A 13,154-nucleotide genomic window follows, 5' to 3' on the forward strand; every position below is an offset into this window, starting at 1 on the left:
CAAATGTGTATTTAGTTAAGGAGCATATGACAAAAGATTTTGTTAAACTATCCGAGACTTTAACTCCTGCAGAGGCCAGATCTCAACTGAAGGATAACAACTATGGAGTAGTTGTTGATAGCAATGATACACCGATTGCATTAGTACTAGTCGAAGATCTGGAGCAGGCTACAAAACGTAAAATACCATCGCTGAAAAATCTTTTAGCAAATATACCCTTAATGGTTACTGTAGGTAGTGAAGTCGAAATTAAGGAATTTTTTAAAGTAGCGACATTGTTTGACATTGGGGGTGCAAGTGGCGCTGTGGTTTTGAGAGATGAAGAGATAGTTGGAGTGTTACCAGCTGAGAATGTTAAAGAATTTCTGTGTAGTGGGTATGAGATACCATCAAATGAGATGGATTGGAATCTATTCGGAAATTCGAATGACTCAGTGCTAGGAGGAATTCACCAACTACCACGTGGCAGCGTAATATGTCTAGAATGTGGTTTTAATAATTCACTCGATTTTCTTGATAGGAACAATTTGCCTTTCTGTCAGAACCCAGACAAACCTTCTCACAAATTGTTATTACCCTAAAGGAATGATTGCATGTTCAGTGATGTCCTCGAAGAAGTAACCAGCACTACAGGCAACCGTTTTATCATGACAGCTCTATTTCCAAGTCTAATTTTTTGGGGATTATTAATAACCGTCCTCATCATAGGATCAGGAAATCTATCTGTAGCTGTGAACATATGGAATGGACAAGACGGTATTCTAAAGTCTTTCCAGATAGTAGGTTTCATAGCATGGGTGACCTTCTTCGCAAGCATCTTATCAAGCCAATCGGTTGCAATCCTACGCTTTTATGAGGGCTACTGGAAATTTCCAATGAGTAAAAAATTAGGAGATAGAGGAATAAAAAAACACAAAAGGAAGTTAAAAAAAATAAGTGTAGAAATGACTCAAAATAAAAATCGTTACGAAGATATATATCTTTTTTATCCTCTGCCTACCCAACCTGAACAGGTAATGCCAACATTACTGGGCAATATACTGAAAAATTCAGAGCTATACCCTTATGATCGTTATAATATTGATGCCGTTCTAATCTGGCCTCGTTTATATCACATTTTACCTGGAAGCTTTATACAGACTATTGCCGAGGCTAGAGGTTCATTAGATTTTATGCTAAGGATTTCTTTCCTCAGTGGTTCTTTTGCTCTTCTATGTTTCGTTTTTCTATTTATCGCTTTACTACTTCCAGGCAGAGCCATATGGTGGTTTATCTTCGTATTTCTGTGTGGTGGTTTATTAGTCGCTTGGCTGGCATACAAAAGTTCATTGGGCAGTGCAGTATTGTATGCTCATCAAATCAAATCAGCTTTTGACCTTTACCGTAGAGAATTACTAAGACAGATGAATTTCTCACTACCAACTACCCTAAAAGATGAGCAAGATTTATGGGAAGAAATTTGTCTATTTCTCTATCGGAACATTCCGGGGAAATTTTAAAGTTCTTCTTTCCCTCAAAAATTTGATATATAATTAAGCTTGACCGCATGTATTGTGAATTCTTGGGCACTGATCCCGTAATTACTCTCGTTCACTACTTGCAACTATGCCGTATGTCAAGTTGTTGGTCTCCAAGTAAAAGACAAAAATTTCCATTTCCACTTTCGGATACAGTTCGTAAATTTATTTGGATTCTTGCCGCAACTTAATAAAATGTAAATGGAAATAAATAAATTAAGAGAATAAGAGTAATTAAGCAAAAGCAGAAAATTCTAATAAATTTAGTGCGGGAGAAGAGATTCGAACCCCTGAACGCCTGCGCGAAACGATCTTGAGTCGTTCACCGTTGACCGCTTGGTTACTCCCGCCTGTTGCCAAATTACTGATTAGTCTAAATATTATCTAGTCTTCCTGATTATATCTTGAGAATTCTTTTCCTACGTTAATGGGAAATAATTTCAAATCTCCGGATTAGTTAATGCGATCAAATGCAGTAGTTTTCACATAAAACTACTGTATTTTGCTCTGTATCTCAACGGATGATCCTTGAAGAGAACAATATTCAATCAATAATAAAGTACTTTTAGGAAAACAACTGTATGATATGTTGTGAAAGAAAAATATCCAGTTTCTGGATTTACCAGGGACAAAGAAGCCATTTACGTAAATGGAATTCGTGTCTTTGTTCCTGCAGAATATGATATATTTAAGGCAACAATCCCGAAAAAGAGACATAAAGCCCTTTTTGAGTTATCTACAATAACCGGTATGAGATATGCCGAAATTCAAAGACTGCATGGCCATCCGGAGTGGTATTCTGAGAATAGAAACCAGATCCGACTTAATGAAGAGGCACAGAAGAAGGCAAAGAGGAAAGCAAAGGAAAGGACAGTAGACTTGCTGCCTTCTACTCTCCCCTATATTCTCGACCAATTTTTCAATGGGCCTACTCCTCCTGATATTGACACCTGGAATCAGAACCTCAAAAGATGGGCTGTCAAAACTGACTTTAATCCTTTTGGGATCTCAGCTAAAACCACCAGAAAGAGCATCGAGTCGTGGATGTTAAGCTCAGGAGTACAGCCTTTTAAAGTTTACCAGAGGCAGGGCCATGATCCCGAGACATCTCTTTATCATTACCAGGGACTAAGCTTTACGGATTTGGAGATGGACCAGATCAAAAAAAGGTTAATGGAATGGGGAATTCTTAGGACTGATTAAGTAGACAGAATTTTCCAGAACCATTTCCAAGATTTTAGGGTTTTTTTTTGACTGAAAATAAGTACCCAAAAGACAAAGACTTCGATTCCGATACAAAAATAAAATAAACTTATGGCATGTATTTTGGTCTTGATAAAACTCTACGATCAATTAATTCTTGAGTAAGATCACATTGTCTAATCCAGTTTTACAAGTATAAAGAATTTCCATAGAATAGTTGTTTTGAGAAATGAACTCACTTTCTGAAACCCTTCATACATACCATATCTTTTGTATATCCACTAGGTGGACTCGTGTCTAACATTCCCCTTTACTCTCAGGACAATAGAAGAAGCAGTAGAGGAAGGAAAATGTTTTATTAATTTTTCAAAAATTTCATAAAAAGAACATTTAAGAAGGTAGTTTGCGGCGATTACTCTCGCACTATCTCTTTTGACATCCTCCGGCGATAATAATCTATGTGCCAGTCCTAAAAATTGAAGATGATTCCCAAAGTTAATACGAACTTTAAACACAGTCTAAATCATGGAATAGGTAGTACGAAATAGAATCTAAAATATGTTAGGATTTGTAACATTTACAAATCTTACATATAATTATTTTATATATCATCGAGATCACAACTACTTCACATTTAATCGATAGTACTGTCGCAGGTATTAATAATGGACATAAAACCAGGAGATATCGTAGATCTGCGCCACAGACTCTGGCGTATTGATTTTGTAGATCAAAGGGAGAAGATCTTCCAAGCAACAAATATTGATGGGGGAAGACCTAGAAAGCAAAAATTCTACTATCCGCTAGAATCCGTAAACGAATCTCATATACCTGAACCTTCACTTGACAAAATTGGAGATTCTGCTACAAACAAGCTACTCATCCAGTCCTTCCGTTATTCAATTCTCCACGGTTCAGCTCCCCTTCTGAGCCTTCAGAGAAGCAGTGTAATTCCCACGCATTATCAGCTCGTGCCTGTTGTCATGGCTTTGAATAAGAGTGAAAGGGTCAGAATGCTAATTGCAGATGACGTGGGGCTGGGAAAAACCGTGGAAGCTGGCCTTATTGCTACTGAGTTGATGGCAAGAAACTTGGTGTCCCGAATCCTTGTAATATGTCCAAAAAACCTGTGCGAACAGTGGCGTGATGCGCTCCATTCTTTTTTCCAGATCGACGCGAAGGTTATTTCTTCAGTTCACAGAAGGGTGCTTGAAAGAAATCTACCGCCTGGAGCAAGTCCGTGGAAACATTATCCCTTCCTGATTGCATCTATAGACTATACGAAAAAAGACCCAACGAAATACCAGGTTCTAGAGGTGCCCTGGGATCTCGTGATTGTGGACGAAGCACACATAGCCTCAAAACCTCACCAAACTGCTGAAAAGCAGAGTGTGTCAATGGAGAGGTACAATTTCGTAAAAGAGCTCGCTGCCCAGAAGCAGATAAAGAATCTCCTTTTTTTGACTGCAACTCCCCATAACGGATACACGGATACTTACGCAAGTCTCCTTGACATGCTTGACTGCGGAATCGTGAGTGGGCCTCCAAATGAACCCAGAATCGACAGGGAAATTGCAAAACACCACGTCTGCCAGAGGCGAAGAAAAGATGTGGAAGAATGGTTTCAGGAGCATTCCGAAGAGGAAAATCCGTTTCCAGAAAGAGATCAGGATGAAATTGCCATTGACCTGGCACATGAGGAAGAAAAGGAAATTATTGAGAAACTTGAAAGGTATGGGAAAGGAATCCTGACTCTTGCCGAGGGGGGGAGCCACAAGGTACGCATGACTGCTCAATGGGTTGTGATGCACCTGCAGAAAAGGGCTCTTTCTTCTCCAGATGCCCTGAAGATATCTTTGAAAAACCGCCTGGGGCGTGTTGTTGACAAAATAAACAGGGAAGAAGTCTCTGACGATATAAGCATCAGCGTGGCCCAGGCAAAGGCAAGCGCCCTGGATGAAGAACTTGTCGATGAACTGAGCGATGAAGAAGTTTCAACTAGGATGGACCAGACCGCCTTTGGCTCACTTGAGGCCCTGAAGGCTGAAAAGGAAGATATTGAGGAGCTTGTCAAAATTGCCAGCAGGATCACAGCTGCAAAGGACAGTAAGCTTAAACGGCTGACGAATCCAAAGAACGGGATTTTGAAGACAGCACTTTCGGGCGTGTACGGAACGAAGAAAGCCATCATATTTACCCGATATAAGGATACGCTGGAGTATCTTGAACGGGAGATTCCAAGACAGCTAAGGACTACAATTTCTCCCGAAGAAGTCTTTACAGTCCATGGTGACCTTACGGATGCTCGTCGAAACGAAAAGCTTGTGGAGTTCCAGAACCTTGAGAAGGGGATTCTGATTGCAACAGACTGCATTAGTGAGGGAATTAACCTGCAACACATGGCAAACCAGGTGATCCATTACGAACTTCCCTGGAACCCTAACCGCCTCGAACAGAGAAACGGGCGTGTGGATAGGTACGGGCAGAAATCCAGGAAAGTGTACATCCGAACATTGGTGATGAATGATACACTGGACGCTACTATCCTCAGGGTGCTGGTCAGGAAAGCAAAGCAGATCCGCGAAGATTATGGATTTGCACCTCCGTTTTTTGGGGACGACAGCAATGTATTGGACATGATCCAGGACATCGGCATGGAGAAATTGCCTGTTTCCCAGCGCTCACTTTTTGAGTTTGAGGGCGTCTCAAGAGTAGGTGAGGAGAAAGTCCCTGCTCATGAAAAAATAAATCCATTTGATAATGAAGTTCTGGAGAACATCAAGGCTGAGAGTTTCTATGGGCAGACTGATGTGGACCTTTCGGAAATCAGGAGGCGCCTGAAGGAAACCGAGGATTCTATAGGGACTCAGGAAGAGTTCAGGACCTTTGTCCTGAATGGGTTGAGGAGCTTTGGCTGTACTGTGACTGAAAACAGGGACCTTCAAAAGAGCCTCAAAATTGAGTTATCAAACCTGTTTAAAGTGGGGGGTTACGGGGATACTATCGAGAAAGCAACATTTGATCCGAAAGTGGCAATTGAAAACAGTGATGTTGAACATTTGAATGTTGGGCATCCATTTATCAGGCGTCTTTTTGAGCTCGTGAAAAACTCTGTTTTTGACTCGAAGAAGGAAGAGTACGGGCGGACTGCAGTAATCAGTACTGCGGAGGTCGAAAAGGTGACTGCAATCTATTACTTCCTTGTACGCTTTACTGTGGGCACTGAATCTGTCCGCATAATTGAGGAAATTATCCCTGTTGCATGTAATCTTGTTGAAAGAAAAGCCCTTTCCCAGGAAGAGATATACGAGCTTATGAGAGCAAAACCTGCAGCAAACCGCAGGCCGAAAGAGGATTACCTGCGGCATCTTGAGCTTGCAATGAAACCTGAGATGTATCAGAAACCCTTTGAGACTACGGTTAGCGAGCATGTGGAAAAGATAAAGAAGGAAAGAACTGCCCTCAAAGAGAAGCTTATGCAGGACCACGAAAACAATGGGTGGCTGGAAGGGATTGACAGGATTGAAAGGGCTTCAAGCGACCTTGTAGCGCTAAGGTTGTATGAACCTGTGCCCAAGATGGAGGTGAAACAGTGAACTCAAATGGTTCAGGGTACATCAATGTATCGGGGAGTTTGATAACCTCACAGTTGATTTCCTCGATGCATGGGGAAAGGGTGAACTTTGATTATGCCAATCCTTCCACTTTCAAGGTCCCCTGGAATCCAGATGACACAGCTCCTGATGAAAAGGAATACGAGCTCAGAGTAAAGGATGCCTTTGAGAGCCTGAAGCGCCGCTGGGACACATACGGAGAAAAACTGAGGTCCATGGACCCAAAGGATGCCCGCAATTACTGGCAGAGGCCCCTGCTTGAAGCCCTCGGTTTTAACATCGCGCATACTTCGGCTCATAGAGAGATCAGCGAAAACCTGAAGTTTAACTTTTCACACAGGGGATGGCGAAAAGAGCCAGATGTGCCAAACCCGCCTGTGGTACATATTATTCCTCCTTCCCAGGGACTTGATGAGCGCCCTGTGCGTGGAGAACCGAGTGCTCATGACGCTCTGCAGGGTTTTTTGAATACTGAGGACGACAAATGGGCTCTTCTGACGAATGGCCTGTTCCTGCGCCTTCTGCGAGACTTCCACCATACCACTGTAAAAGGATACGTTGAGTTTGATATCGAGGCAATTTTTCACAACCGCCTTTATTCGGATTTCCAGGCCCTTTACAGGTTTGCCCATGCAAGCCGCTTTGCTCCTGTGCCTTCAAAGAAAACCCCCAAAAAAGTTGAGGTAAATGAAGAAGGCGAGGAGATTGCAGTTGAACAAGAGACTACCGAGATATACCTTGAGAAATACTTCAAGCACAGCCAGTCCGTAGGTGAGTCGATAGGCAAGAACCTGAGGGAAAACGTGGTGAGAGCTATCGAGGCTTTTGGGAACGGTTTTCTCAGGAATTACCTGATAGAGAAGTTAAGGGACGATGAAAAGGAGTGTCATGCTTATTATGAAGAAATCCTGCGGGTAATCTACAGGATCATCTTTCTCCTCTATGCAGAACAGAGGGCCCTTATCGGAGGACACGGAACCCCTGGCCATGATCTGTACTTAGAGAACTACAGCATCACAGCCCTTCGGGACTTTGCAGCTGAGACCATAGAAGACAACAACTTCCAGCACGACTCCCACACCGACCTCTGGGAAGGGCTGCTTGTTACTTTTAAAATGATTAAGGAAGGGGTGGAAGAACTCGATATTTATCCTTACAACGGCATGCTCTTCGACATTTCCGCCGACAACTACGTGGGCAAATTCTCCTGCAAAAACAGCGAGTTTCTCGAAGCTGTCCGTTTTCTGACCCTTACGGAAATCGACGGGGTCAGGCAGACCATCTCCTACGCGGACCTTTCCGTAGAAGAGTTCGGTTCGATCTACGAAAGCCTCCTCGACTACGCCCCAAGGATCACCTCAGCCCCTGAAGAAATCGAGGGCAGGAAATATGCCCCTAACCGTTTCATCCTCGACCCGAGGGGTTCGGACCGAAAGTCCACGGGCTCCTATTACACAAATCCTGGCCTTGTCCAGGAATTAATTAAAAGTGCACTTATTCCAATCATGGAAGCCCGCCTGAGCGAAGTTGCTGACACCCGCTCGGCAAAAGAAAAAGCTCTCCTCTCCATCAAGGTCTGCGACCCTGCCTGCGGAAGTGGAGCTTTCCTTATTGCAGCCTGCAACAAGCTCGGAAGAGAACTTGCAAAGATAAGATCAGGCGAAGAGCTCCCAGCCAAGGACGTTGAACAGGAGGCCAGACGTGACGTCCTTCTTCATTGCATCTATGGAGTGGATATTAACCCCATGGCCGTGGAACTTGCCAAAGTCTCCCTCTGGATCAATGCAGCCGTACGGGAAAAACCCTTAAACTTCCTCGACCACCACATCAAATGTGGAAATTCCCTTGTGGGTGTAACCCCAGAGCTTATGGAAAAGGGAATCCCTGACGGAGCCTTCACCCCCGTAGAAGGAGACGACAAGAAAGTTGCTTCTTATTTCAAGAAGATCAACAGAGAGCAGAAAAAGAACAAATCCGTTACTGGATGGCTTATAAAGGAAGGTACTGCAAGGGTCTGTTCCAGAGAGTTCGCCAAACTCGATGAAGAAATAGAACTGACACCACACGAGGTAAATGAAAAAAGAGCCCACTATGAAGCTCTCCTCGCCAGCAAAGAATACAATCGCCTGAAATTCCTCGCTGACCTCTGGACAAGTGCCTTCTTCTGGCCCCTCACTGAAGAAAAGGAAGACGTGGTAACAAACGGCCTTTTCATGGCTTATGCCTCAAATGACCTCCTGGACCCCTACCCCGAAATTGTCCAGAAAGTCAACTCTTTTGTCCAGGAATACAAATTCTTCCACTGGCACCTCGAATTCCCCGACGTCTTCAGTGGAGAAAACCAAGGATTTGACTGCGTACTAGGAAACCCACCATGGGAGAGAATAAAACTACAGGAAAAAGAATTCTTCGAATACCGCTCCCCCGAAATCGCAAATGCCAGCAACGCCTCCCAGCGTAAAAAACTCATCCAGAAACTTTACGAAAAAGACCCCGCCCTTAACCAGGCTTTCAGAAAAGCAAAACGCATGAGCGAGTGCGAAAGCCTTTTTCTTCACGAGTCTGACCGATTCCCCCTCACAGGCAAAGGCGACATCAACACTTATGCTGTTTTTACTGAATTAACACGGTCAATCATAAATCTATGTGGAAAAACAGGCATCATCGTTCCAACGGGAATTGCTACTGATTTCACTTATTGTGACTTTTTTAGTGACATGATGAAAAGAGAGCAATTAGTTAGCTTATACGATTTTGAGAACAAAGAAGGATTATTTCCAGGGACACATAGACAGTATAAGTTTTCTCTTTTGACTATTTCTGGAGGGTACATACCTAAAGCACAATTTGCCTTTTTTTTGCATAATGTAGGCGAAATAAACAAAAACAGATACTTTACTTTAGGCTATGATGATCTATCTCTAATTAACCCAAACACTCGAACAATACCAATTTTAAGGAGCCTTCTGGACGCTGAATTGATTAAGCGAATTCATAGAAATGTCAACGTCCTAATTGATGAATCCAATCAAAATAATCTGTGGGGAATTACATTTGACACAATGTATCACATGACTAACGATAGTCATCTTTTTTATTCGGAAAATTCTTTAAATGAAAATGGATATATTTTGGAAGGAAATCTTTTTACCAGTGATGAAGAAACATATCTTCCATTATATGAAGGAAAAATGATTTATCAATTTGATCACCGATTTGCAAACATCAACGAAAAAGATTCAGGAAATGAAACTGTTCCAAATAAAGATTCAAACAAAGATCCAGAAGTTTCTGTGATCCCACGTTATTGGGTAAAATATTCTGAAGTTTCATCACATCTAAATGGAAAAAAATATATTTTAAGTTTTAGAGGGATCACGAATCCAGAAAATGAGAGGACGATGATCTCAGCGATATTACCTCTGTGTGGATGTGGAAACTCATTACCTCTTATTTTGATAGATGATCACAAAGCAACCAAGTTGTCGTTACTTGTTGCCTGTTTAAACACATTTATTGTTGATTGGGCTTCTAGAATGAAAACCCCAAGTCGAAATATGAACTTTTTCATCATAAAGCAACTGCCAGTAATCGAACCAGGTAGATACACACAAAATATAATTAATTTAGTTGTTCCTCTCGTTGTTGAACTCACCTACACCGCCTGGGATCTCAAAACCTTTGCTGAAGATGTTCTTGAAGAAATAGGCCCTGAAAAGTGGAACGAATGGTTCTCAGAAAACCCGCTTGTGGACGGAATTCCGCAGCCTTTCAAATGGGATGAAGAGCGGCGGTTGAATTTGAGGTGTGAGTTGGATGCGGTTTATGCGCATTTGTATGGGATCTCGAAGGATGACCTAGATTATATTCTCGGGACGTTTCCGATTGTGAGGAAGAAGGATGAGGGGAAGTATGGGACGTACAGGACGAGGGATTTGATTATGGGGCATTATGAGAAGTATGAAGGGATTGTAAAGGAGTAAAATTACTTTTAATCCTTTTCCAGAAAGTGGAGACAAAATTAACATTGGAGGTCATTATTTAGGTTATTTCATGGGGATATTTATCCCTTATTTAGGAGAAAATATTAAAAAATTAAATAGTCACTTAAATAATATAGAAGAGTGTAGGGCTTTGTGTAAAAAATAGCTTCTGTGTAAAAAATCAAATTTAACTTATAGTTACCACAATAATTATTAATAAATAAGTCATAAAATAGTCATATTAAATGACTAAAATAACCAAATCTGGAACACAACTCAAAATATCTATCCCAAAAGAAATCATACAACTTACTGGATGGGATGAAAACACTGAATTGATATTATTCCCATATATCAAAGATCCAGATGAGAAAGTAACAGCAGAAACACCAATAATAATCAAAAAAGTTGAATCTAAATGACATATAGGATGTGTAATCTATGAAATTTTCACTTGATAGTATTGCTGAAGATTTATCCTATCTCAACATTGCAATACTTGAACTGTTGGAATCAGATAATCAAAGTCCTATTGAAGGAAACACTGCATTCCAAAAAGAAATGTTTTTGATAGGAAATTTCATAGATGACGTTGGTGAAGATGCAGAGTTTATCCCCCACTCTTTTGGGCCATATAGTGAAGCAGCAGAAGTTAGTTTAAATGATCTCATATCACTTGGACTTGCTAGAAAAGAATACAAAAACAATTACAAAATAACCGATGCTGGTAGCCGCGTTCTTAAGATCGTTCAAAAGCGTTTTTCAGATGAAGAGCTTGAGTCAATTGCGGATTTCAAAAGATTTTTGGGAGAACTAACTGTTGATGAAATTCTTCTTTTTGTCTATGCATCATATCCTAAGTACACCATTGAATCTACTGTATACAAGCGTATTATGAGAAAAAGACTTAGTGATGCAATTTCTATATATAAAAAAGGATTGATTAGCTTAGAAAAAGCTGCATTTTTGGCTGGAATGAATATAGAGTCATTTCTTGATACATTGAAGGAGGCACAAATATGAAAATATTTGATACCTCTTCAATTGTGTGCTTATTAAGGGAAGCGGAATGTCCTGAGGCTTTTGAAATATGTAAAAAATATGGTTATGAACTTGGAATTACTAAGCAAGTTTATGAAGAACTCAAAGAGAATCCTGAAACTTTTGATTTATTTCAATCCCATACTAATTTTGTAATTCTTGATGATGTTCATGAAAATTGTCTATCCAAGATTTCAGATAGATATCCTTGGATGCATAAGGGGGAACTTAGTGTTGTTTGTGCGGGTATAAATAAAAAAAATAATGGTCATACATATCATTGCATTATTGATGAAAAGGCAAGAAAATTGAAAGATGTATATGACCTAAAAATAAACGGTACAATCGGAATGCTAATATGGCAAAAAAATGAACTAAGTGAATTGACAAGTTCAGAATGTGAGAAATTATATTACAAAATAAAAGAATCACCTTTTTGGATTAAAGATGATATTCTTAGAGGATTGTTAAAATGACTAAAGAAACAAAAATTCGTCAATATTCAACTGCAGATGATACCGAATTGAGGTCTTTTAATATTCATCTTGGCGATAAAACAATTAAAACACCAACAAAAGCAGTCCTCACAAATAATTTCTATAAGGAAACTACGTTTCCAAGCGATTTATCCGATATACAAGAATTGTTTGTACGACTTGATGATAAAACGCTTGTCAAAGCAGATAATGATAATAAATATTCATCTAAGAAAAACAACGATTTGGGAAAACAAAAAGATAAAGCAAATGGTTGCCCTCATTTTTGCCTATTAGAATTTAAAAATAAAGGAGAAGAATGGAGATATCCTACAGAATATGAGATTGAAGTATTGACAAACCTTGCTTATTCACATTCCAGTATCACCCCCATTCCCTCAATTCCTAAAGTAGCTAGAAAATTAGATCCTGAAAATTTTGATTTCTTCTTAGAATACTTAGACACATGTTACAATAGTATTGAAGTTAGAAATAAAAAAAGTATTTTAGGATATATACCAGCTGTAGCACCTGCTTATGGGAGAGCACTTATTAATTTTTACTTAGATAGAGGAATTAATGCCTACTATATTGATTTTGATGGGACTATGGTAAAATCTCGTGCTGATACAATAAATGCTATGAAGGTAGAACTTGCAAAACGTGGGTATGAAGAAAATAACTTTTTCCATTATGTAAATGCAAGCTATGGAAAAGCAATTAACGATGAAAAGGTACTTTCTGCAAGAGATCTTTTAGGTTTTGGTTATGGATTGGACAGTCTTGGAGGTGTTCATGCAGGACCAAGAAGAGATAAAGCATTCTATGAAAAACTTAAAGAAATGAAAGATGTAACCAGAAACGTCAATAGGTTGCTTAATGTAGAAGATTATGGTTACTATCGCTTTGACACTATAAAAGACAATATAGAAAGCTTCTATCCAGAAAATGCATTAATCGAAAAAGAAGAACTTTTTATAAATGTAGAAAGTAGAGTACAAAATTATCTAAAAATAGTTAATTTGCAACAGCAATGCATTGAAGCTGATAAGTTAACTCAAATTGTAGATGAGAATCCCGACAAATCATTAGACTATTACAAATCAAAAAAGAATGTAAAGGATACTGATTTGAAAGACCTCTCTAAAAATGTAATACATTGAATACTATTTGTTTTTGTTATGGGTTATTCATAAATATCATAACTTAATTGGGCTTTGTGTAAAAAATCAAGGCAAAAACTTATTTTTTACACAAAGCCAGAGTGTAGGAAAAGTCTATAATTCACAAAATTTAGCCTATTTTATCATTGCAAATAAA

The 13,154-nt window shown here is 39.8% G+C and carries 9 protein-coding genes and 1 tRNA gene; 9 read left to right on the forward strand and 1 reads right to left on the reverse strand.

Annotation, left to right across the window (positions count from 1 at the left end; all coding sequences use genetic code 11):
- Window positions 1-5: 5 nt before the first annotated feature.
- Together FXV91_RS17575 and FXV91_RS17580 are read left to right on the forward strand one after the other, a co-directional pair.
- Window positions 6-581 (forward strand): CBS domain-containing protein, encoded by a 576-nt coding sequence (locus tag FXV91_RS17575; protein WP_229392038.1) that lies wholly within the window; start codon window positions 6-8, stop codon window positions 579-581.
- Between the two features lie 12 nt (window positions 582-593).
- On the forward strand, window positions 594-1,499 hold the full coding sequence (locus tag FXV91_RS17580) for a hypothetical protein (protein WP_229392040.1): 906 nt from the start codon (window positions 594-596) through the stop codon (window positions 1,497-1,499).
- Between the two features lie 285 nt (window positions 1,500-1,784).
- Here the strand turns inward: FXV91_RS17580 and FXV91_RS17585 are convergent.
- Window positions 1,785-1,867, reverse strand: a tRNA-Leu gene (locus FXV91_RS17585).
- A 241-nt stretch (window positions 1,868-2,108) separates the two neighbouring features.
- Between FXV91_RS17585 and FXV91_RS17590 the strand changes: the two genes are divergently transcribed.
- The 7 genes from FXV91_RS17590 to FXV91_RS17620 all read left to right on the forward strand — a co-directional run bounded on the left by FXV91_RS17590 (window position 2,109) and on the right by FXV91_RS17620 (window position 12,997).
- A complete protein-coding gene (locus tag FXV91_RS17590; RefSeq protein WP_229392042.1) occupies window positions 2,109-2,720 on the forward strand; it encodes a site-specific integrase in 612 nt (203 codons plus the stop codon).
- A 665-nt stretch (window positions 2,721-3,385) separates the two neighbouring features.
- Window positions 3,386-6,316 (forward strand): helicase-related protein, encoded by a 2,931-nt coding sequence (locus tag FXV91_RS17595; protein ID WP_229392044.1) that lies wholly within the window; start codon window positions 3,386-3,388, stop codon window positions 6,314-6,316.
- The gene (locus tag FXV91_RS17600; RefSeq protein WP_229392045.1) at window positions 6,313-10,317 is read left to right on the forward strand and encodes a DNA methyltransferase; all 4,005 of its coding nucleotides are present in this window, start codon (window positions 6,313-6,315) and stop codon (window positions 10,315-10,317) included. Before FXV91_RS17595 ends, FXV91_RS17600 begins: the two co-directional genes overlap by 4 nt.
- A gap of 245 nt (window positions 10,318-10,562) precedes the next feature.
- The gene (locus tag FXV91_RS17605; protein ID WP_229392046.1) at window positions 10,563-10,739 is read left to right on the forward strand and encodes a hypothetical protein; all 177 of its coding nucleotides are present in this window, start codon (window positions 10,563-10,565) and stop codon (window positions 10,737-10,739) included.
- Window positions 10,740-10,758: 19 nt separating this feature from the next.
- On the forward strand, window positions 10,759-11,340 hold the full coding sequence (locus FXV91_RS17610) for a UPF0175 family protein (RefSeq protein WP_229392048.1): 582 nt from the start codon (window positions 10,759-10,761) through the stop codon (window positions 11,338-11,340).
- The gene (locus FXV91_RS17615; protein ID WP_229392050.1) at window positions 11,337-11,834 is read left to right on the forward strand and encodes a hypothetical protein; all 498 of its coding nucleotides are present in this window, start codon (window positions 11,337-11,339) and stop codon (window positions 11,832-11,834) included. Before FXV91_RS17610 ends, FXV91_RS17615 begins: the two co-directional genes overlap by 4 nt.
- Window positions 11,831-12,997, forward strand: coding sequence for a hypothetical protein (locus tag FXV91_RS17620; RefSeq protein ID WP_229392052.1), 1,167 nt, complete (start codon window positions 11,831-11,833; stop codon window positions 12,995-12,997). Before FXV91_RS17615 ends, FXV91_RS17620 begins: the two co-directional genes overlap by 4 nt.
- The last annotated feature ends 157 nt before the right edge of the window (window positions 12,998-13,154 follow it).

It is taken from the genome of Methanosarcina sp. DH2 (assembly GCF_020804225.1).
GTDB lineage: Archaea > Halobacteriota > Methanosarcinia > Methanosarcinales > Methanosarcinaceae > Methanosarcina.